At 63.8% G+C, this 19,987-nt stretch carries 19 protein-coding genes and 1 pseudogene; 9 read left to right on the top strand and 11 right to left on the bottom strand.

Annotated elements, in window-relative coordinates; all coding sequences use genetic code 11:
- Nucleotides 1-603 (bottom strand): ABC transporter substrate-binding protein (locus FJ548_RS14225; RefSeq protein WP_140778165.1); only part of this gene is annotated, 603 nt, incomplete at its 3' end.
- Nucleotides 604-832: 229 nt separating this feature from the next.
- Nucleotides 833-1,531: a PIG-L deacetylase family protein gene (locus FJ548_RS14220; protein WP_140778164.1), complete on the bottom strand. Its 699-nt coding sequence runs from the start codon at nt 1,529-1,531 to the stop codon at nt 833-835.
- A 25-nt stretch (nt 1,532-1,556) separates the two neighbouring features.
- On the opposite strand from FJ548_RS14220, the gene FJ548_RS14215 reads away from it, so the two are divergent.
- From FJ548_RS14215 to nhaA, 5 genes are all read left to right on the top strand, one after another.
- Nucleotides 1,557-2,447 carry a DMT family transporter gene (locus FJ548_RS14215; RefSeq protein ID WP_140778163.1) on the top strand — a complete coding sequence of 297 codons (891 nt, stop codon included), beginning with the start codon at nt 1,557-1,559 and terminating at the stop codon, nt 2,445-2,447.
- Between the two features lie 47 nt (nt 2,448-2,494).
- Nucleotides 2,495-5,110 (top strand): ATP-dependent helicase HrpB, encoded by a 2,616-nt coding sequence (gene hrpB / locus FJ548_RS14210; RefSeq protein ID WP_140778162.1) that lies wholly within the window; start codon nt 2,495-2,497, stop codon nt 5,108-5,110.
- Nucleotides 5,111-5,227: 117 nt separating this feature from the next.
- On the top strand, nt 5,228-6,559 hold the full coding sequence (locus FJ548_RS14205) for an ActS/PrrB/RegB family redox-sensitive histidine kinase (protein ID WP_140764750.1): 1,332 nt from the start codon (nt 5,228-5,230) through the stop codon (nt 6,557-6,559).
- Nucleotides 6,560-6,623: 64 nt separating this feature from the next.
- The gene (locus tag FJ548_RS14200; RefSeq protein WP_027032803.1) at nt 6,624-7,187 is read left to right on the top strand and encodes an ActR/PrrA/RegA family redox response regulator transcription factor; all 564 of its coding nucleotides are present in this window, start codon (nt 6,624-6,626) and stop codon (nt 7,185-7,187) included.
- 148 nt (nt 7,188-7,335) lie between these two features.
- The gene (nhaA, locus tag FJ548_RS14195; RefSeq protein WP_140778161.1) at nt 7,336-8,526 is read left to right on the top strand and encodes a Na+/H+ antiporter NhaA; all 1,191 of its coding nucleotides are present in this window, start codon (nt 7,336-7,338) and stop codon (nt 8,524-8,526) included.
- Between the two features lie 298 nt (nt 8,527-8,824).
- Here nhaA and FJ548_RS14190 read toward each other — a convergent pair whose 3' ends face one another.
- A complete protein-coding gene (locus tag FJ548_RS14190; protein ID WP_140612986.1) occupies nt 8,825-9,325 on the bottom strand; it encodes an MmcB family DNA repair protein in 501 nt (166 codons plus the stop codon).
- Nucleotides 9,326-9,491: 166 nt separating this feature from the next.
- Here FJ548_RS14190 and FJ548_RS14185 point away from each other — a divergent pair, with 166 nt between their 5' ends.
- Complete coding sequence (locus tag FJ548_RS14185; RefSeq protein WP_140612983.1) at nt 9,492-9,743, top strand: hypothetical protein; 252 nt, start codon at nt 9,492-9,494, stop codon at nt 9,741-9,743.
- 414 nt (nt 9,744-10,157) lie between these two features.
- Here FJ548_RS14185 and FJ548_RS14180 read toward each other — a convergent pair whose 3' ends face one another.
- Nucleotides 10,158-10,382, bottom strand: a complete 225-nt coding sequence (locus FJ548_RS14180; protein ID WP_140778168.1) for a hypothetical protein — start codon at nt 10,380-10,382, stop codon at nt 10,158-10,160.
- Nucleotides 10,383-10,495: 113 nt separating this feature from the next.
- Between FJ548_RS14180 and FJ548_RS14175 the strand changes: the two genes are divergently transcribed.
- The gene (locus FJ548_RS14175) at nt 10,496-10,792 is read left to right on the top strand and encodes an immunity 53 family protein (RefSeq protein ID WP_140612982.1); all 297 of its coding nucleotides are present in this window, start codon (nt 10,496-10,498) and stop codon (nt 10,790-10,792) included.
- A gap of 30 nt (nt 10,793-10,822) precedes the next feature.
- Here FJ548_RS14175 and cueR read toward each other — a convergent pair whose 3' ends face one another.
- Nucleotides 10,823-11,242 (bottom strand): Cu(I)-responsive transcriptional regulator, encoded by a 420-nt coding sequence (cueR, locus tag FJ548_RS14170; RefSeq protein WP_140612984.1) that lies wholly within the window; start codon nt 11,240-11,242, stop codon nt 10,823-10,825.
- A 226-nt stretch (nt 11,243-11,468) separates the two neighbouring features.
- On the opposite strand from cueR, the gene FJ548_RS14165 reads away from it, so the two are divergent.
- The gene (locus FJ548_RS14165; protein WP_140612981.1) at nt 11,469-12,086 is read left to right on the top strand and encodes a L,D-transpeptidase; all 618 of its coding nucleotides are present in this window, start codon (nt 11,469-11,471) and stop codon (nt 12,084-12,086) included.
- Nucleotides 12,087-12,256: 170 nt separating this feature from the next.
- Here FJ548_RS14165 and FJ548_RS14160 read toward each other — a convergent pair whose 3' ends face one another.
- The 3 genes from FJ548_RS14160 to trpS all read right to left on the bottom strand — a co-directional run bounded on the left by FJ548_RS14160 (nt 12,257) and on the right by trpS (nt 14,677).
- Nucleotides 12,257-12,826: a NifU family protein gene (locus FJ548_RS14160; protein WP_140612980.1), complete on the bottom strand. Its 570-nt coding sequence runs from the start codon at nt 12,824-12,826 to the stop codon at nt 12,257-12,259.
- A 154-nt stretch (nt 12,827-12,980) separates the two neighbouring features.
- Nucleotides 12,981-13,472: a universal stress protein gene (locus FJ548_RS14155; RefSeq protein ID WP_140612979.1), complete on the bottom strand. Its 492-nt coding sequence runs from the start codon at nt 13,470-13,472 to the stop codon at nt 12,981-12,983.
- Between the two features lie 137 nt (nt 13,473-13,609).
- A complete protein-coding gene (gene trpS, locus FJ548_RS14150; RefSeq protein ID WP_140778160.1) occupies nt 13,610-14,677 on the bottom strand; it encodes a tryptophan--tRNA ligase in 1,068 nt (355 codons plus the stop codon).
- A 256-nt stretch (nt 14,678-14,933) separates the two neighbouring features.
- Here trpS and FJ548_RS29845 point away from each other — a divergent pair, with 256 nt between their 5' ends.
- On the top strand, nt 14,934-15,101 hold the full coding sequence (locus FJ548_RS29845; RefSeq protein ID WP_181168792.1) for a hypothetical protein: 168 nt from the start codon (nt 14,934-14,936) through the stop codon (nt 15,099-15,101).
- Nucleotides 15,102-15,146: 45 nt separating this feature from the next.
- Here FJ548_RS29845 and murJ read toward each other — a convergent pair whose 3' ends face one another.
- The 3 genes and pseudogenes from murJ to FJ548_RS14135 all read right to left on the bottom strand — a co-directional run.
- Nucleotides 15,147-16,730: a murein biosynthesis integral membrane protein MurJ gene (murJ, locus tag FJ548_RS14145; RefSeq protein WP_140778159.1), complete on the bottom strand. Its 1,584-nt coding sequence runs from the start codon at nt 16,728-16,730 to the stop codon at nt 15,147-15,149.
- 46 nt (nt 16,731-16,776) lie between these two features.
- Nucleotides 16,777-19,578 (bottom strand): [protein-PII] uridylyltransferase, encoded by a 2,802-nt coding sequence (locus FJ548_RS14140; protein WP_140612976.1) that lies wholly within the window; start codon nt 19,576-19,578, stop codon nt 16,777-16,779.
- 164 nt (nt 19,579-19,742) lie between these two features.
- Nucleotides 19,743-19,880 (bottom strand): annotated as a pseudogene (locus FJ548_RS14135) (glycosyltransferase family 25 protein); the annotation flags it as partial.
- Between the last annotated feature and the right edge of the window lie 107 nt (nt 19,881-19,987).

Genomic DNA, 19,987 nt, shown 5'->3' with positions numbered 1-19,987 from the left:
GCCATAGACCGTCTTGCCGTCGATCTGCCGCTTCTGGAAGAATTCAGCGATCTGTTTCAGCTGGTCGAAGGTGGCCGGCGGGCCGAGGTCCCAGCCATATTTCTCCTTGAATTCCTTCTGCAATTCGGGCTTCGAGAACCAGTCCTTGCGATAGGTCCAGCCGACGACGTCGCCCATGGCCGGCAGCGCCCAGTAATTGGGCGTGTTCTTCGGCCATTCCGAATAGCCGACGACGGTCGCCGGCACGAAGTCGTCCATGCTGATCTTCTCCTTGTCGAAGAAGTCGTTCAGCTTGACATAGTGGCCGTTCTCGGCCGCGCCGCCGATCCACTGGCTATCGCCGATGATCAGGTCGCACAATTTGCCGTGCGAGTTCAGTTCGTTGAGGAAGCGGTCGGCATAGTTCGTCCATGGCACGAATTCGAATTTCATGCCGATGCCGGTTTCCTTGGTAAAGTCCTTGGAAAGTTCGACCAGCGCGTTTGCCGGGTCCCAGGCGGCCCAGCACAGCGTCAGGTCTTCAGCGTGCGCGGCATTCGAGACAACTGTCGACGCAACCACCGCCGAAGCCAGTCCCAACGCCAGTTTCAAGCTCGATTTCATGCCTTCCTCCCATTTGCGAAACGCGCCCGGATGACGGTTTCAAAAATCCTCAACCCTCTCCTCAGGGGCCCAAACACGGCGGCGCGGCAGCACTGTCGATGTTTAGTAATTTGTTTAGTGATGCAATTTTTACTAAACAACGCAAGCGAATTCGTCGCTGCGCCGCAACATGACGAAACCGGCGCTTGAAATCGTTGAAAAATGAACGCTGGGTTGCCCCGGCCGCCGCTTAGCCGGTCTCGTTGGCGGCGTCCGGGATTGGCGTCACCGGCCGCAGGGGCGGCGCTGGCGGCAACAAGGCGCGTATGTCGGCGAAGGGAAATCTGGGCTCGAAGCGGAAGGCCTCGGCCAATGAGCCGGGGACGCCGTTGCATTGGCCGGCGCGAAATTCGTTCTGAATGCGCGCTCTGTCGACATATTGCTCCGGCCCCTGCGACCGGTGCGCGCGGATCGCCTGCGTCTTGATATCCCGATAGGCGGAAATGTCGACATAGTGCGTGGGCGCGAATCCGGTGCCGCCCATCGTGTCGGCATGCAGCACGGGGACGGCGAACGAGGCCGCGATGCGCACGCCGTCCGACAGCGCGCGGTGGTCTGCGTGATAGTCGTTGGGCGCATGCGTGACCACGAGATCCGGCCCGGTCTCGCGTAGAAGCGTCTTCAACGCGCCGATGAGCGCGCCGTCGGCCACCAGCTCGCCATCGGGGAAGTCGAGGAAGCGCGGCGTCGCGCCAAGCAGCGCGGCCGCGGTCGTCGCCTCCTCGCGACGGACACGAGCCAGAACCCCGGCATCGCTCTTGCCGCCCCTGGCACCATCCGTGGCCACGGCAAAAGTCAGTTCTGCGCCTTGCGCCGCATAGGCGGCCATCGTACCGAACATGAAGATCTCGATGTCGTCGGGATGCGCACCGAGCGCCAGTATTTTCACGCTACTCTCTCCCGGAAATGAAAACGTGCCGAACGGAATCCTGCTCGCCCTGATCGCCTATGCAAGCTATTCGTGCAGCGATGCCGTTATCAAGAGCCTGGGTGGTCAGTTCACGGTGTTCGAGATCGGCTTCTTCTCGACACTGTTTGCCGGCTGTTTCCTATTCTTCAGCCGTCCTGCTGACGAACGCTGGCGTGACTTCTGGCGCACAAAGCGTCCATGGGCGGTGCAGGCGCGTGCCTGGGCCGGCATTGCATCGGGTGTGCTCAGCGTCTACGCCTTCACCACCATTCCGCTGGCCGAGACCTATGCGCTGATTTTCCTCGCGCCGCTGTTCGTCACCATTCTCTCGACCGTGATCCTCAAGGAAAAGGTTGGCCCGTGGCGCTGGCTGGCGGTGGTCGCCGGCTTTGCCGGCGTCATGCTGGTGGTGCGGCCGGGTTTCCGCGAATTGCATCTCGGTCACCTCGCGGCGTTCACCATCGCCTTTCTCGCAGCCGCCAGCGTCATCCTGATGCGTTCGCTGGCGCAGCAGGAGAAGCGCACGACCATGCTCGGCGTGCTGGTCGGCTATGGGCTGCTGTTCAACGGTATCGGCGCCGCCACCACCTCCTTCACTCTTCCCGACGGAAGGCAGCTGGTGTGGCTGGTGATGGCAGGCGCTTTCACGGCCTGCGGGCAATTCATGCAGCTTCTGGCCGCCAAATACGCGCCCGCCAACCGGATCGCCCCGACGCATTATTCGCAGATCATCTGGGCGGTCATCCTCGGCGCGCTGTTCTTCCAGGAATATCCCGACTGGCTGTCGCTGGTTGGTCTGGCGGTGGTCGGCGGTTCCGGTCTGCTGACCATGGTGCGCGAGGAGGTGCGGCTCGGCACCGTGCGTTGGAATCCGTTTTCACGGACCAGGCTATGAGGCCGTACGCATTGCATGGCGACCGCGACCGCTGATATGCGGACGCGATGACGACAAGACCCCTGCCGGAACTTCCGGTCACAGCCGTGCTGCCGGCGCTCAGTGAAGCGCTCGGCAAGGGCAACAGCGCGGTTCTTGTGGCGCCGCCCGGTGCCGGCAAGACGACGCTGGTGCCCTTGGCACTGCTGGATGCCTCTTGGCTTGGCACGGGCAACATCGTGCTGCTTGAGCCGCGCCGGCTCGCCGCCCGCGCCGCCGCCCGCCGCATGGCCGAACTGCTGGGCGAGGAGCCTGGCGGCACCGTCGGCTACGCCATGCGCATGGAGAACCGCACTTCGGCCCGGACCAGGATTCTGGTCGTCACCGAAGGCGTGCTTTCCCGCATGATCCTCGATGATCCCGAACTGCCCGGCATCTCGGCGGTGATCTTCGATGAGTTCCATGAGCGCTCGCTTGATGGCGATTTCGGTCTGGCGTTGGCGCTTGACGTCCAGAGCGCGCTGCGGCCCGACCTGCGATTGGCCGTCATGTCGGCGACGCTCGATGGCGCCCGCGTCGCGAAACTCCTGTCGGGCGCGCCGGTGATCGAGAGCGAAGGTCGCGCTTTTCCTGTCGATGTCCGCTACGACGAGCGGCCAGCCGGCGTCCCGATCGAGGACGCCATGGCCAGGGCGATCCGCGCTGCTCTTGCCGACGAGAGCGGCAGCGTGCTCGCCTTCCTGCCCGGCCAGCGCGAGATCGAGCGCACCGCCGAACGGCTGGCCGGCAAGGTTGGCACCGACACCGACATCGTTCCGCTCTATGGCCAGCTCGACGGCAAGGCGCAGGATGCGGCGATCAAGCCGGCGCTGGCAGGTCGCCGCAAGGTGGTGCTGGCGACCTCGATCGCCGAGACCTCCATCACCATCGACGGCGTGCGCGTCGTCATCGATTCCGGCCTGTCGCGGCTGCCGCGCTATGAACCGGCAAGCGGCCTGACACGGCTGGAGACCGTTCGGGTCAGCAGGGCTTCCGCCGACCAGCGCGCCGGCCGCGCCGGGCGCACGCAGGCCGGCGTCGCCATCCGGCTGTGGCGCGCCGAGCAGACGGCGGCGCTTCCCGCCTTCACGCCGCCGGAAATCCTCGAAGCGGACCTCTCCGGCCTGCTGCTCGACTGTGCCGCCTTCGGTGTCGCCGATCCGACCGGGCTCGCCTTTCTCGACCCGCCGCCGGCACCGGCGCTCAACGAAGCAAGGGCACTGCTGCGCGCGCTCGATGCCATCGATGAGACAGGACGCTTGACGGAAGCGGGCATGGCGATGCGCAAGCTCGCTCTGCCGGTGCGGCTGGCGCATATGGTGGCCGAGGCGGCGCGGAGCGGCCATGCCGGCGAGGCGGCCATGCTCGCGGTGTTGCTCACCGAACGCGGCCTTGGCGGGGACGGCGCCGATCTGGAACGGCGGCTGATGCGCTTTCGCCGGGAAAGATCGCCGCGCGCCACCGCCGCGCGGCAATTGGCCGAGAGGCTGGCGAAGCAGGCCTTACCCTCCCCCTCGAGGGGAGGGTCGGCGACCGAGCTGAGCGCAGCGAAGCGGGAGAGACGGGGTGGGGTCGGTTCGGGCACGCGACCCATCCCTCCACCCCACGGTGCTTCGGGGGTCGACACACCGGGGCGAGCCACAGGTCTCGCCCGTCCCTTGGACCCCCTCAAGGAGGGGGATGTGGCCGCCGGTCCCATCCTCATCCACGCCTGGCCGGACCGCGTCGCCAAGGCGCGCGGCGAGCGCGGCCGCTTCGTGCTGGCCAATGGCTCCGGCGCCATGCTCGATGCCGCCGACCCCTTGGCAGGCGAGCCGTTTCTGGTCGTCGCCGATCTGCAGGGCAAGGCGCAGAATGCGCGCATCGCGGCGGCGGCGGCAATAAACGAGGAGGATATCCGCACCGCACTGGCCGACCGGATCGAGACGCGCAAGCAAACGAGCTTCGACCGCGAGCGCCGCGCCGTGCGCGTGCGCGAAACGGTGCGCCTCGGCGCCGTCACGCTCGCCGAGCGCATGCTGCCGGCGCCGGCCGGCGCCGAGGCCGATCGCGCCATCCTGGATGCCTTGCGTGAGCACGGGCTGTCGCTGCTGAGCTGGAGCAAGGACGCCGAGACGCTTCGCCAGCGGCTCTCCTGGCTGCATCGCGGCCTCGGCTCGCCCTGGCCAGATATGTCGGACGCAGCACTTCTCGAGCGCCTCGACGACTGGCTGCTGCCATTCCTGTCCGGTGCCGCATCCCTGGCCGCCATCGATCCGGGCGTTGTCTCCGCCGGCCTTGCCTTGCTCGTGCCGCACGACCTGCAGCGCAAGGTCGACGCGCTGGCGCCGACCCATTTCGACGCCCCGTCGGGCAGTCACGTGCCGATCCGTTATGACGGCGAATGGCCGGTGCTGGCGGTTCGCGTGCAGGAACTGTTCGGCCTCGACCGCCATCCCTCCATCGCCAAGGGCACCGTGCCGCTGACGCTCGAACTTCTGTCGCCGGCGCATCGGCCGATCCAGACGACCCGCGACCTGCCCGGCTTCTGGCGCGGCTCGTGGGCCGATGTGCGCGCCGACATGCGCGGCCGCTACCCCAAGCATGTCTGGCCGGAAAATCCGCTGCTCGCCACCGCCACCGCCCGCGCCAAGCCACGAGCATGATCCCAAAAAGTGAAACCGGTTTTTGAGACAAGATCATGGTCAACAAGGAGTAGAGCTTCAATCCGACCCCATCGGATTGGAGCGGACCTAGCGTTCCCGGCTCCGCGGTTGTAATTCATGGCGATGATCAACGTTTTGCGCGCACCCGACTTCCAGCAGAGCCAGCGGCTGCGGCTCAACACGCTGATCCGACTGCGCTGGCTGGCTATCGTCGGCCAGAGCGTGACGGTGCTCGTTGTCGCTTATGGTTTGAAGTTCCCATTGCCGGTCAGCCTGTGCTTCGCGCTGATCGCCTGCTCGGCCTGGATGAACCTGTTCCTGGCCTTCCGGTTTCCGGCCGCGCACCGGCTCACCCCGTTGGCCGCTTTCGGCATCCTGATCTTCGACAGCCTGCAGCTTGCCGGCCTGCTCTACATGACCGGCGGCCTGACCAATCCGTTCTCGCTGCTGATGACCGTGCCCGTCGTCATTTCGGCGACGTCGCTGCCCCTGCGCCTGACCGCCATTCTCGGCGGGCTGGTGATGATGGCGGCGACCTTGCTTGTGTTCATCCATCTGCCGTTGCCCTGGTATGAAGGCGCGCCGTTGGTGATGCCCTTCATCTATGTCGCCGGCATGTGGATGGCGGTGCTGTCCTCGATCGCTTTCACGGCCATCTATGCCTTCCGGGTGGCCGCCGAAGCGCGGCTTCTGGCCAATGCGCTTGCCGCCACCGAATTGGTGCTGCAGCGCGAGCAGCATCTCTCGGCGCTCGACGGCCTTGCCGCCGCGGCGGCGCACGAGCTCGGCACGCCGCTCGCCACCATCACGCTCGTCGCCAAGGAAATGGAAAAGGCGCTCGGCAAGGATCCGAAATATGGCGATGACGTGAAACTGCTGCGCTCGCAGAGCGAGCGTTGCCGCGAAATCCTCAAGCGCCTGACCAGCCTGTCGTCCGAGGGTGAGGCGCATCTGTCCCGTCTGCCGCTGACTTCGCTGGTCGAGGAGGTCACCGCGCCGCATCGCGACTTCGGCATCTCGATCAAGCTTCGTCCCGGCGAATGCACCGGGCCGGAGCCGGTCGGGCGCCGCAATCCGGGCGTCATCTACGGCCTCGGCAATCTGGTCGAGAACGCCGTCGATTTTGCCCGCAAGAGCGTCACCGTGCGCTGGAGCTGGGACGAGGCGACCGTCACCTTTTCGATCATCGACGACGGGCCCGGCTTTCCGCCCGAGATCATCGACCGCATCGGCGAGCCTTACATGTCGACGCGCCAGGGCACGGAGGCCGGCGGTGGCCTGGGGCTTGGCCTGTTCATTGCCAAGACGCTGCTCGAACGCTCGGGCGCCGCGCTCGATTTCCGCAATTCGAGCGGCCTGGGCGAGGGCGCGGTGGTGCGGATTTCATGGCCGAGAACCGTCTTCCTGAACCCGGAATCGGCCCCGGCCACCATGTTTGATACCGCGTGAATTGGACAATAGCGGCGCAAAACGATATCTGCGTAAAAATAAGGCAGCAGGAATTTCCAAGACGATGACAGGCGATGAAAATATTGGCGCAATGGTTGAGGGCGAGGACACTTCGCTTCTAATCGTCGACGACGACAAGCCGTTCCTGACCCGCCTGGCCCGCGCCATGGAAACCAGGGGCTTCGTGGTCGAGACCGCCGAGAGCGTCGAGGAGGCGGTGGGCAAGGCGCGCGCCAACCCGCCCGCCTATGCCGTGGTCGACATGCGGCTTGGCGACGGCAACGGCCTTGATGTCGTCGCCGCCATCCGCGAGAAGCGCGAGGATTCCCGTACCATCATCCTGACCGGCTACGGCAACATCGCCACCGCGGTGACAGCGGTGAAACTCGGCGCCGTCGACTATCTGTCGAAGCCGGCCGATGCCGACGATGTCTTTGCCGCGCTGACCCGCACCACCGGTGAGCGCGCCGCGCCCCCCGAGAACCCCATGTCGGCCGACCGTGTCCGCTGGGAGCATATCCAGCGCGTCTACGAAATGTGCGAGCGCAACGTCTCCGAGACCGCGCGCCGGCTCAACATGCACCGCCGCACGCTGCAGCGGATCCTCGCCAAGCGCGCGCCGCGCTGATCGCCGAGGCACGCAGGCAATCGCTTGCGATATTGGTAATTGGCGAAACCATCGATGACAGCGCCCTCTCCCCGTCACTATACGGGAGAGATGCCGGCAGGCAGGTGAGGGGCAGCGCAAACGCTTGGGAAACGATGACGGAGGCGACATGCAGGATTTGAAGCAACGGCCGGTTTCCGTCTTCCGCGAATTTCTCGACAGCGAGGCGGCCGGCGGCATCATTCTGATGGTGGCGGCCGCCCTGGCGCTGATCGTCGCCAATTCGCCGCTTGCCGAGACCTACTTCTCAGTTCTCCACGCCTATCTCGGCCCGCTCAGCGTCTCGCACTGGGTCAATGACGGGCTGATGGCGGTGTTCTTCCTGCTCGTCGGGCTGGAGATCAAACGCGAGATGCTGGACGGCCAGCTTTCGACCTGGCCCAGGCGCGTGCTGCCCGGCATCGCGGCCGCCGGCGGCATGGTGGTTCCTGCCCTTGTCTATGTCGCCGTCAACCGCAACAACGGGCCGGCCTTGTCCGGCTGGGCTATCCCGACCGCCACCGACATCGCCTTCGCGCTCGGCGTGCTGTCGCTTCTCGGCAGCCGGGTGCCGGCCTCGCTGAAGGTCTTCCTCACCGCGCTCGCCATCATCGACGATCTCGGCGCCGTCATCATCATCGCCATATTCTACACCAGCGGCCTGTCGCTGGCCTACCTCGGCGCCGCCTTCGCCGTCATCGCCGCGCTCATCATGCTCAACCGCATGCGGGTGATGACGCTGGCGCCCTATCTCGTGCTTGGCGCCATCCTGTGGGTGCTGGTGCTGAAGTCGGGCGTCCACGCCACGCTCGCCGGCGTGGCCCTGGCGCTCACCATTCCGCTTGAACGCGCCGCCGGGCACGACCTCGAGCATTCGCCCCTGCACCGGCTCGATCACGGCCTGCACAAGCTCGTGGCATTCATAGTCGTCCCGATCTTCGGCTTTGCCAATGCCGGTGTTTCGCTCGCCGGCCTGAGCCTTGGCGCGCTGATCGAGCCGTTGACGCTGGGCGTCGCCGCCGGTCTCGTCGTCGGCAAACTGGTCGGCGTCTTCGGCTCCTCCGCACTTGCCATCCGTCTCGGCCTGGCCGACCTGCCCGGCCATGCCGGCTGGTCGCATATGCTCGGCGTGTCGCTGCTCTGCGGCATCGGCTTCACCATGAGCCTGTTCATCGGCCTGCTCGCCTTCGCCGGCGATGTAACCCTGCAGGACTCCGTCAAGGTCGGCATTCTCGCCGGCTCCTTCATCGCCGCCATCCTCGGCGCGGCGGTGCTTTTGCTGGCGCCGGCGGTGGGAGGGGTGGAAGAGGACGAGGAATAGCGTCCGCGCTTCTGGCAGACGCCGCGCCGCCCCTCATCTGCCTGCCGGCATCTTCTCCCCGTGGAACGGGGAGAAGGGACACTGCCGCCCCTTGGCGCTCTTTTGCAAACGCTGAAAACTGGCGAAATCCGCTATGAAAGCATCCTTCTCCCCGTTACTATACGGGGAGTTGAGAAGTGGTCCGCGCAGCGGACGAAAAGCCAATTGCTTGGCTTTTCGAACGACGAACGCCGGCAGGCAGATGAGGGGCAGTGCAAACGCTGAAAGGCGACCACACGCCGCCAGCTTTCGACGGCAGCTACTCGCTCTCCCCCTCCAGCGACGGCAGCGACACACCCGCCAGTTCCGCCGCCAGCAGCCGCGAGGCACCGGCGCGCGCAATGCGCAGCATCAGCGCCTTGCGCGTTGCCGCCGCCATGCGGTGCTCCGGCGCATCGCGCAGGATTTCGGCGCCGTAGCCATCGGAGAGGATGAAGCCGCACTCTTCCGGAAAGATGTCCGCCGGCACGCCGGGATGGGTGGCGAAGAAGAAGCGGTCGGAATGCAGCCGATAGTCGGGCCATTTGCGGTCGACCCGGAAATCCTCGATCGAGGATTTGATCTCGATGATCCAGACATCGCCCTGGCGCGTCAGCGCCACGAGATCGGCGCGCCGGCCAGTCGCCAGCGACAGTTCCGGCAGCACATGGGCGCCCATCTGCATCAGCAGCCGCTGCACGCCGCGCCGCACCAGTAGCGCGCGCTCGGACTGGCGTCCGTCGATGAGAGGATTGAGGGGAATCGGCGAGATGATCGGCATGGCGGCACCATGCCAGATTTTGTTCACGGTTTGAACCTGTTTATCGAGGGCGATTATATCGTTAACAAACCTAGATCGAAAATAGGAATATAATCATGACAGGCCGGCACTTACGAACGATTAAGCCCTCCCAAGTATCTCAAGCCGCCTACAAGGGGGGCGCACAGTGGCCGAAAAGAATAAAACTGCGGAAGCGGTCATCAAGTATCTTTTGATCGCACAGATGCTTGGTGCGGGCGCTTTCATTGGCTTTTGGCTATGGAACGGGAAGGCCACCATCCCCAAGCACGGCGGTGGCTGGCATGTCCTTGATCGGGTTCAAGACCCGTACCTCTATTGGTGTCTACTGATCGCAATTTCATGGGCTGGCGTCGCGCTCCCGCTCTGGTACCTCTACCAAGGGCCGCCGGAGCGCTAGGCGCTACCCAGCCGTAGGGGAATGGCTATAGGCCGTTACCTCTGAAGGTTACTAATTGGCGATTGGGGACGTTTCCCGCCGTGGGAATGGTGGCGCTATAATCGCTACAAGAGGGGAGCATGTCTGTTTTTCGAGTGGAACGAGAGGTGAACGTACATCCTTGAGGCGGGCCGTTTGCGTTATGACTTCGGTTCCTACTTGGGGAAGGGGACTAAATGCCACTTGTCGACGCGATACTATTAATCGCCGTAATACCCGCAGGCATGGAATTTGTCGTTTGCTTATTCCTGCGATAGAGATTCCGGATCAGACCGGTTACGCTCATGCGCATATTCGCTCTAGTCATGGCTATGATGGGTTTATTGAATATTCGGTTAGCGGAGGCTGTCGGCGGGAAGATTAATCGGCCGCAAGCTATTTCGACCAAGCCCCAAAATACGCGATGAATTTGGCATCCTTGCCGGTAATATCCTTCACCGCCTTCAATAGCGCTTCATGGGTGCGCTGGAGCGCCCGGTGATGCTCGCTGCTAGGTGATATGAACGGCTTGATGATGCTTAGGTGCAGCGCTTCCGCTGCCACCAAAAAGCGCTCGATTTCAGCCTGCGATAACTGCTTTGACGGTTTCGACCTAGCCATTGCGATCTCCCATTGAGGAATCGCCCCACCTAGGATGGCGATTGCATAGCTGACAGCCCCGCCTTGGCGCATGCCTTCTTCCCATGCCGCTGCCGTTTCGCTAGTTTGACCGGATGGACGTTCTGGATTGGTTGGCCCGCTGGTATGAAGCCCAATGCGATGGTGTTTGGGAGCATCGGTTTGGTCCTTCGATCAGCACCATCGATAACCCCGGCTGGTCTTTGAAAATCGACCTTGTGGGGACGGACTGCGACGGGCGTATTCTTGATCCGATCACGCACAATCGCGGGCATCCAACCGACTGGTGGACATGCTGGACGAAGGACAACGTGTTTGAGGGGGCTGGCGGCCCGCTCCATCTGCGTTCGCTTCTGGAGGCTTTCCGAGATTGGGCGACGAATGTGCGCTGAACTCTCCGAGCCCAATCGGCTTTCTTGGACCTATTGACGTCCGACGGCGGTCGGTTCGCGTTCCACCGCCCCCGCCATATCATCCAGGATCGGGCAGTCCGGCCGCTCGTCGCCATGGCAGGCGTGGATCAGTTTCTGCAGGGTCGAGCGCATCGACTGCAATTGGCGTACCTTCTCCTCGATCGCCGTGACATGGGCGGCGGCGATCTCGCGCACGTCGTGGCTGGCGCGGCCGCGATCCTGGTAGAGCGCCATCAACTGGCGGCAATCGTCGATGGAAAAGCCGAGATTGCGCGCGCGACGCAGGAAGGCCAGCCGGTGGATGTCGTCGCCGGAATAGTCGCGATAGCCATTGGCGGCGCGCGCGGGCGCGATCAGGCCGATCTCCTCATAGTAACGGATGGTCTTGGCCGGCAGGCCTGAACGGTGGGCGGCGTCGCCGACATTCATGGCGGGTTCCTCGTTTTTGCGGGCTTCTCGATTTGGGCTCATTGAATTTCCTTCACAATCCGGTGAAGGCTGTTGCCGAAATGCCATAGTGATATGCTTACCAGCGCGTAGGTCCCCGCATATAGGCATCGCGTGCTTGGCAAGCAAAGCAAATGCCAGCATGAATGATGGCGAGAAAGCGGCCGACTCGTGCTGCTGACGTTTGGGCGGGGCACCGGATCACCTCATGCGCATGAAGTCGCTTGCAATATTTGCCGCATTGGCGCTGTCTACCGCTATCGCCGGTTGCAGCACCATCGGCGGACAGATCTTCTCCAACGACTATGGCGCGGTGACCGATGCTGGTTATCAACTGCCGCGCATCCCGATCGAAAGGGTGCCGAGGCAGTTCCACCGGCAGGAAGTGAACTACGACACCAAGGAAAAGCCCGGCACGATCATCGTCGATACGCAGAACAAGTTCCTCTATTTCGTCGAGGGCGACGGCCGCGCGATCCGCTACGGCATCGGCGTTGGCCGCGAGGGCTTCGAGTGGCATGGCACGGCCCATATCGCCATCAAGCGCGAATGGCCGACCTGGACGCCGCCGTCACAGATGATCAAGCGTCAGCCGGAGCTCGCCAAATTCGCCGGCGGCATGGAGCCGGGCCTGAAGAACCCGCTCGGCGCGCGCGCCATGTATCTGTTCAACAAGGGCGGTGACATGGGTTACCGCCTGCACGGCAGCCCGGAATGGAACTCGATCGGCAAGGCCATGTCGTCTGGCTGCATCCGGCTGATGAACCAGGACATCATCGATCTCTATGACCGCGCCTCGGTCGGCGCCAAGGTCATCGTGATATAGGCCATGCCCGTCAGGGCTTGGCCAAACGGCAAACAAGTTTCGTACGCGGACCGTCTAGGCAACAACGGACGTCCCAAACAGAAAACCGGGCAATTCGGCCCGGTTTTTTGTTATTCGCGAACGGGATGTCCAGGCCGCGCCCGTAGACCGACAGGCGGCGAGCGGAAGAATCAGGCGACCTGTTCGACCTGCTGCACTTCGGGCACGAAATGGCGAAGCAGGTTCTGGATGCCGTGCTTCAGCGTCGCCGTCGATGACGGGCAACCGGCGCAGGCGCCCTTCATGTGCAGGAACACCGTGCCGTTCTCGAAGCCGCGGAAGGTGATGTCGCCGCCATCCTGCGCCACCGCCGGGCGCACTCTTGTGTCGAGCAGTTCCTTGATGGTGATGACGAGTTCCTCGTCCGCCTTGTCGTAGAATTCGCCGGTCTGGCTGGTCTCGGCGGCCGGGCCGGTCTTGGTCATGACCGGCGCGCCGGACATGAAATGCTCCATGATGGCGCCCAGGATCGCCGGCTTCAGGTGCTGCCAGTCGGGGCCGTCCTTGGTCACGGTGATGAAGTCGTAGCCGAAGAAGACGCCGGTGACGCCGGGGATTTCGAACAGCCGGCCAGCCAGCGGCGAGGCGGTCGCCGCGCTGTCGGCATCGCGGAAATCGGCGGTGCCTTCGAGCAGAACTTCCTTGCCAGGCAGGAATTTCAGCGTCGCCGGGTTTGGCGTCGATTCGGTCTGGATGAACATGGCCGTCTCCGTGCCCAGTCAGGGCAGATAGTTTGGAATAATTCTAAATAGGCTCTATCGGCTGGACATTCAAGCCAAACGCATCGCCCCAACGGCTGGCTGGCGGAATGTTTTGCCAAGGATCTGGCTGGGGGAATTGAATCCCGGGCGGATCTCAGGCGAGGCTGTCGATCTCCTCGTCGGAGAGGTTTTGCGGCACGACGGTGACCGGAATGGGGAAGGCGGCGCCTTTGCCGGCCACCGCGCCGACCAGCGGCCCCGGTCCTTCCTTGCCGGCGCCGGCCGCCAGCACCAGGATGGCGATGTCCTGGTCTTCCTCGATCAGCTTGTGGATTTCTTCCGTCGGCTTGCCTTCGCGAACCACCATCTCCGGTTCGATGCCGAGCTTCTGGCGCACCTTGTTGGCATAGCCGTCGAGGGCCGCGCGCGCCGTGGCGATCGCCTCCTCGCGCATGATCTTCTCGACGCCCAGCCAGTGCTGGAAATCGTCCGGTACAATGACATAGAGCAGCACCAGCGTGCCGCCGGTGTTCTGCGCCCGCTTCGAGGCGTAGGCGACGGCGCGCTCGCATTCCGGGGTATCATCGATGATCGTCAGGAATTTCCGGCGATGACCGGCTTCGCGGCTGAGGCGTTTGGAGACCATGTCTATCTACTCGGTGTCTTTTCGACCGCAATCTGCCACCGCAGCAGACCGGCGGCAAGCCGCCGGCCTTAGGCCAGGATGTCTTAGGCCAGGATGTCTTAGGCCAATATGTCTTGCGCCACCATGGTGAATAGGGATCAGCCCTGCAGCAGCCCGATGATGTCGCGCACCGTCTTCATCGTCGTTTCGGCGAGCGTGCCGGCGCGCTCGCCGCCGTCCCTCAGCACCGCGTCGACATAGGCGCGGTCACCTTGGATGCGGCGCATCTCGCTCGCGATCGGGGCCAACTTCTCCACAGCGAGGTCGGCGAGCGCCGGCTTGAACACGGAAAACTGCTGGCCGCCGAATTCCTTCAGCACGTCGGCCTTCGATATCTCGGCGAAACCCGCATAGATGCCGACAAGGTTTTCAGCCTCGGGACGGTTCTCCAGCCCGTCGACTTCACCAGGCAAGGCTTCCGGATCGGTCTTGGCCTTGCGGATCTTCTTCGAGATGGTGTCGGCATCGTCCGTCAGGTTGATGCGCGATAGGTCGGACGGGTCCGACTTCGACATCTTCTTCGATCCGTCACGCAGGCTCATGATGCGCGCCGCCGGCCCACCGATGACCGGTTCCGTGATCGGAAAGAAGCCGTTCACCGTCTCCTCGCCCACCTGCATCTCGACGCCGACGCCAAGCCTGGCGATGCGCTCCGAAAAGTCGTTGTTGAATTTCTGCGCGATGTCGCGGGTCAGCTCCAGGTGCTGCTTCTGGTCTTCGCCGACCGGCACATGGGTGGCGCGATAGAGCAGGATGTCGGCAGCCATCAGCGAGGGATAGGCGAGCAGGCCCAGCGAAGCATTCTCGCGGTCCTTTCCGGCCTTGTCCTTGAACTGCGTCATCTTGTTCATCCAGCCGATGCGCGCGACGCAATTGAAGATCCAGGCGAGCTCGGCATGCTGCATCACCCGCGACTGGTTGAAGACGATGTGTTTCTTCGAATCGATACCGGAGGCAAGAAAGGCGGCGGTGATCGACCGCGTCTGGTCGGCAAGGTCGTCATGGACGAGCTGCGCGGTCAGCGAATGCAGGTCGACGACGCAGTAGATGCAATCGGACGTGTCCTGCAGGGCGACGAATTTCTTGATGGCGCCCAGATAATTGCCGAGGTGCAGATTGCCGGTCGGCTGGACACCGGAGAAGACGAGTGGCTTGAAAGCGGACATGTTTTTCCTCGGGGCTTGTGGAGGGCCGTATCAGCGTGATTCCGAAAAGTTGCAGACCTTTCGGAGCCAATCACGCGGCTGGAAACCGCGCGCGGCGAAAGTCTTGCGACGGCGCGCTTATGGACGAGAGCGCGCGGAGGATCAAGAGGCTGTTCGGGGATAGCGGCAGTCAGGCGGCGCCGACATGCTCATGTATGATACCACGATGTATGATATCAGAGGATCTGCCCTGCATATGATCTTGATGAGAAAATAGATGCCGGCCACCGTCAACAACGAGGAAGGTTTGAAGGGCCGGCGCGACCGTGAGACGCCGCTGAAGATAGCCGCGCGGCTTCGGGCCGAATTCGGGATCGAACTTAGCAAACAGGCACGCGTGCCGCTCCCGCGCTCGGTCTACGACGAATCGTCCGGCGAAGATTGATGCTTGTCGACCGGATCGCCGCGGTTGGGCTTATCGATCTGGAGACTATTCCTTAGGCACTGGCGATCCCTTGCGCTTGATGTTGCGCCGGATCATGCCGAAATCGGCACCGCCGGTGGCAAACGCCGTGACGAAGTAGAGAGCCGCACCGCCGCCCACCAGCGCCAGGATCGTCGTCGCCTTGACCACCAGCGGCGAACCCGGACCAATCCTGGCGGCCAGCCAATGTTCGGCAAAGTACAGGGCGACGCCCATCACGATCGCGGACAGCACCAGACCTGGAATGCGTTTCAGAAGCGGCACGTCGCGGCCCCAATGGCCGCGCCGGATCAGCATGCCAAGCAGCATCAGGGCGTTGACCCAGCCGGCCACGGCCGAGGCCACGGCAATGCCGGGCGCGCCCATCGTGGGAAACAGCGTGAGCGCGGTGGCAACGTTCACCGCCACCGAGATGGCGGCGAAGATCATCGGCGTGCGCGTGTCCTCACGCGCGAAATAGCCTGGGGTGAAGGCCTTGATCAGCACGAAGGCCGGCAGGCCGAGCCCGAAGATCGCCAGGATCGCCGCCACCGTCGGCGTCGAGTGGTTGGCTGCGAAGGCGCCACGTTCGTACACCAGCCGCACGATCGGTTCCGACATCACCCACAATGCCGCCGCCGCCGGCAGGGTCATGAACAGGGTGAACTCGACGGAACGGTTCTGCAGGTTGGCCGCCTCGATCAGATTACCCGATTTCAGCGCCCGCGACAGCTCGGGCAACAGCACGATCGCCACCGCCACACCGACGACGCCAAGCGGCAGCTGGTAGATGCGGTCGGCGTAGGCAAGCGAGGACACCGCGCTGTTCTGCGCCGAGGCGATCGCCGTTCCGATCAACTGGTTGATCTGGGTGATGCCGCCGGTGATGGCCGCCGGCAGCGCCAGGATCAGCAGCCGCTTGACATTGGGCGTCATCTTCGGCCGGCGGAAACCGATCGCGATGCCGGCATTGCGTACCGCGACCCAGACAATGGCGAGTTGCACGATGCCGGCCGCCAGCACGCCCCAGGACAGGCCGAAGCCGACGGCGCGCGCATCCAGGCCGTGGTACCACGCATAGCCAAGCACGCTGATCAGGATGATGTTCAGGAAAGCGGGCGCGATGGCAGCCGCGAAATAGCGGCGCAGCGAATTCAGCATGCCGGCCATCATGGCGGCGAGCGACATGCAGATCAGGTAGGGGAACATGATCGTCGCCAGAGTGACGGTCGTCTCGAATTTGCCCGGCGTCTCGGCAAAGCCCGGCGCCACCAGATAGCGCACGATCAGCGGCATCGCCAGTTCCATGGCGATCGTCAGCGCCAGCAGCGCCGTGAACAGCACGCCGAACACTTCCTCGGAGAAACGCTTGGCCCCATCGGTGCCGTGGGTCTCGATCTCCTTGGCGAACAGCGGCACGAAGGCTGCGTTGAAGGCGCCCTCGGCGAACAGCCGGCGGAAGGTGTTGGGAAACTGGAAGGCGGCGTTGAAGGCGTCGGCGACCGGCCCGGTGCCGAGTGCGGCCGCCATCAGCATCTCGCGGCCGAAGCCAAGTGCGCGGCTCATCAGCGTGCCGGAAGCGACCGTGGCGAATTTCTTGACGAGGCTCATGCGTTCCAAGACTGCTTGTGGGATTGGGACAAGATGATGATGGCAGTCACTCGGCGGCCGCCTTGGTTTTGCCGCCGCGTTCGGGCGCAGTGCCTTCGAGCGTCGCCATCAGCCGGTTGCGGATGGTGGCGATGCGTGCCGGGCTGTCGATCTTCTGCCCGGTGAGGTCGGTGACATAGAAAGTGTCGATGACCTTCTCGCCGAAAGTGGTGATATGCGCCGATGCGATGTCGAGCGACAGGTTGGACAGCGTCCCGGTGATCTCCGACAGCAGGCCCGGGCGGTCGAGCCCTTCGACCTCGACGACCGAAAAACGGTTCGACAGCGCGTTGCGGATTTCGGCGCGGGGCGGGATCTTGAACACCTTGGCGCCGCGCTTCGGCTTCGTCCGCTTCTCGATCATCTCAGGCAGCCAGCTTTTGCCCGACAGCACGTCCTCGATCAGCCGGCCGACGCGCTCGGCGCGCCGGCGCTCGTCCTCGTCAAGGTCGAACTCCCTCGAGATCAGGATCGAGTCCAGGGCGCGCCCGTCGGAAGTGGTGAAGATCTGCGCGTCGACGATGTTGCCGCCGGCGGCGGCACAAGCGCCTGCGATCACCGAAAGCAGGCGCGGATGGTCCTGCGCCAGCACCGTGATCTCGGTCACCGCCTCGAATTCATGTGTCTTGACCATGGTGGCGAGCTTCTTGCCGGCGGCGTCCGCCTCGCGAACGAATTCCGCGTGGCGAAGCTGGTCCGGCAGGTCGACGGTCAAAAGGTAGTTTTCGTAATGCTGGGCGACATAGCGCTTGCGCTCCTTCGCCGGCCAGCCGGCCAACGCCTCGGCCAGCCGCTCGCGCGCCGCCGTCGTGCGCTCGGCGCGCGACACTTCCGAAAAGCCGCCGGTCAGGAGCAGTTCGGTCTCAAAATAGAGCGTGCGCAGCAACTGTCCCTTCCAGCCGTTCCAGACGCCTGGTCCGACGCCCCTGATGTCGCAGACGGTGAGGATCAAAAGCAGCTTCAACCGCTCGACCGATTGCACGATCGAGGCGAAATCCTCGATGGTCTTGCGGTCGTTGAGATCGCGGGTCTGCGCCGTCATCGACATGGCGAGATGATTCTCGACCAGCCAGGCGACCGTTTCGGTGTCGGCCGGCGACAGCCCCATATGCGGGCAGATGCGCCGCGCGATCCTGGCGCCGGCCTCGGAGTGATCTTCCGGCCTGCCTTTGGCGATGTCATGCAGCAGCACGGCGACATAGAGCGCTTCGCGGCTCTTCTTCAGCCCCGGCATCAGCGAATGCGATAGCGGATGCACCTTCTCGCCGTCGCCGCGTTCGATCTCGGCCAGCACGCCGATGCAGCGGATCAGGTGCTCGTCGACCGTGTAGTGGTGATACATCGAGAACTGCATCATGGCGACGATCCTGCCGAAGTCGGGGATCAGCCTGCCCAGCAGCCCCGCCTCGTTCATGCGCCGCAGGTTGAGTTCGGCATTGCGGTCCGACGTCAATATGTCGAGGAACAGCCGGTTGGCTTCCTCATCGCGCCTGAGCGACTTGTTGACTAGGCCGAGCGAGCGGGTCAGCAGTTTGAGCGCATCGGGGTGGAATTCCAGCCCGTGCTTGTCGGCGAACCAGAACAGCCTGAGCAGATTGACCGGATCGCGCTCGAACACGGTGTCGTCGGCGATGTTGATGCGATGGTTGTCGACGATGAAGTCCGAGGTACCGGCGAGCTTGCGCTTGCGGCGCTGGAAGGTGAGAAAGATGCGGTTGAAGCCAGGCACATGCTTGGCCTGCTCTTCCTCGAGCGCGGCGCAGAAGATGCGGGTCAGGTCACCGACGTCCTTGGCGACGAGGAAGTAGTGCTTCATGAAGCGCTCGACCGCCGACAGGCCGGGATGGGTGGTGTAGCCGAGCCGCTCGGCGATCTCGCGCTGGACGTCGAAATGCAGCCGTTCCTCGGCCTTGCCGGTGAGGAAATGCATGTGGCAGCGCACCGCCCACAGGAAATCCTCGGCCTTGTGGAACTCACGGTACTCAGCTTCGGTGAAGACGCCTTTCTCGACCAGTTCCTCGCCGGTGCGCACGCGGTAGAAATACTTGCCGATCCAGAACAGCGTCTGCAGGTCGCGCAGGCCGCCCTTGCCGTCCTTGACGTTGGGCTCGACCAGATAGCGGCTTTCGCCGGCCTTGGCATGGCGCTCGTCCCGCTCGGCGAGTTTGGCCTGCACATATTCCGGGCCGGTCGTGCGCACCAACTCGTGGTCGAAGCGCAGCATCAGTTCGTCGTAGAGCTTGCGTTCGCCCCACAGGAAGCGCGCTTCCAGGATCGAGGTGCGGATGGTGATGTCGGTGCGCGAAAGCCTCAGGCACTCGTCGATGTTGCGGGTGGCATGGCCGACCTTCAGCCCGAGATCCCACAGCATGTAGAGCATGTATTCGACGGTCTGTTCGCCCCAGGGCGTCTGCTTGTAGGGCAGCAGGAACAACAGGTCGATGTCGGATCCCGGCGCCAGCGTGCCGCGGCCATAGCCGCCGACGGCGACGACGGCCATGCGTTCGGCCGCCGACCGGTTCTTCACACGGTAGACATGGGTCGCCGCGAAATCGTAGAGCGCCCGGATCAGCTCATCCATCAGGTGCGACAAGCGCTCGGCGCAGGCATTGCCGCCGCCATCCTGCCTCAGCATGGCCTCGGCTGTTCTGCGGCCTTCGGCGAGCCGACCCTTGAGAAGCTGGAGAACGCCGGCGCGGACGGCCGGTCCGGAGCCGTCGCCGGCCGTGGCCGTCGTCAGGGCGGTCATCTCGCGGCGCAAGGCGTCGCCGTCGATCAGTTCATCGAGCTTCAGGGAGATTTTCGCCATAGGTACCGGTCGGCCTTGCCTTTTGGGCGGCGTCTATAGCGCGTTTTCGCGGCGCTGGGTATGGGGCCGGCCGAGAGCCCGGAAAGCGGCTTAGTCCGTTGCGTCGATCGGATCGAGGGCACGACAATAGGTCGCCGGAATCTGCAGAAGTCGGCGATCCATCGCTGAAGCACCAGGTTCGGGTGCTCGCGGGCATCGGTTCCGGCTATTCGCTCGAAGGTGATGCCGATGCGGGCAAACTCGGCCGTGATGTGGGCAAGCCGGTCAGGAGACCGATCAAGATTGATGACCAGGCATTTCATTGTCGACGGGATCGGGGTCATGGTTGGAAGGACCCGCCTGCATTAGCACACGCTGCGCCAAGAAATGTCGGCTTTTTCTGGGTGAACCGTCGGTCGGACCCGAAATG

Source organism: Mesorhizobium sp. B2-4-17 (assembly GCF_006441275.1).
Lineage (GTDB): Bacteria > Pseudomonadota > Alphaproteobacteria > Rhizobiales > Rhizobiaceae > Mesorhizobium.
This window is presented reverse-complemented; position numbering and strand designations above follow the sequence as displayed.

What these genes read in the sequence shown, in the direction of transcription:
- trpS (WP_140778160.1), bottom strand. Translation starts at nt 14,677, where the DNA reads ATGTCCGCTTTCAAGCCACTCGTCTTCTCCGGTGTCCAGCCGACCGGC.
- FJ548_RS29845 (WP_181168792.1), top strand. Translation starts at nt 14,934, where the DNA reads ATGCCGGCCACCGTCAACAACGAGGAAGGTTTGAAGGGCCGGCGCGAC.
- FJ548_RS14160 (WP_140612980.1), bottom strand. Translation starts at nt 12,826, where the DNA reads ATGTTCATCCAGACCGAATCGACGCCAAACCCGGCGACGCTGAAATTC.
- cueR (WP_140612984.1), bottom strand. Translation starts at nt 11,242, where the DNA reads ATGAATGTCGGCGACGCCGCCCACCGTTCAGGCCTGCCGGCCAAGACC.
- FJ548_RS14155 (WP_140612979.1), bottom strand. Translation starts at nt 13,472, where the DNA reads ATGGTCTCCAAACGCCTCAGCCGCGAAGCCGGTCATCGCCGGAAATTC.
- murJ (WP_140778159.1), bottom strand. Translation starts at nt 16,730, where the DNA reads ATGAGCCTCGTCAAGAAATTCGCCACGGTCGCTTCCGGCACGCTGATG.
- FJ548_RS14175 (WP_140612982.1), top strand. Translation starts at nt 10,496, where the DNA reads ATGGACGTTCTGGATTGGTTGGCCCGCTGGTATGAAGCCCAATGCGAT.
- FJ548_RS14180 (WP_140778168.1), bottom strand. Translation starts at nt 10,382, where the DNA reads ATGGCTAGGTCGAAACCGTCAAAGCAGTTATCGCAGGCTGAAATCGAG.
- FJ548_RS14165 (WP_140612981.1), top strand. Translation starts at nt 11,469, where the DNA reads ATGCGCATGAAGTCGCTTGCAATATTTGCCGCATTGGCGCTGTCTACC.
- FJ548_RS14205 (WP_140764750.1), top strand. Translation starts at nt 5,228, where the DNA reads ATGGCGATGATCAACGTTTTGCGCGCACCCGACTTCCAGCAGAGCCAG.
- FJ548_RS14190 (WP_140612986.1), bottom strand. Translation starts at nt 9,325, where the DNA reads ATGCCGATCATCTCGCCGATTCCCCTCAATCCTCTCATCGACGGACGC.
- FJ548_RS14140 (WP_140612976.1), bottom strand. Translation starts at nt 19,578, where the DNA reads ATGGCGAAAATCTCCCTGAAGCTCGATGAACTGATCGACGGCGACGCC.
- hrpB (WP_140778162.1), top strand. Translation starts at nt 2,495, where the DNA reads ATGACGACAAGACCCCTGCCGGAACTTCCGGTCACAGCCGTGCTGCCG.
- FJ548_RS14200 (WP_027032803.1), top strand. Translation starts at nt 6,624, where the DNA reads ATGACAGGCGATGAAAATATTGGCGCAATGGTTGAGGGCGAGGACACT.
- nhaA (WP_140778161.1), top strand. Translation starts at nt 7,336, where the DNA reads ATGCAGGATTTGAAGCAACGGCCGGTTTCCGTCTTCCGCGAATTTCTC.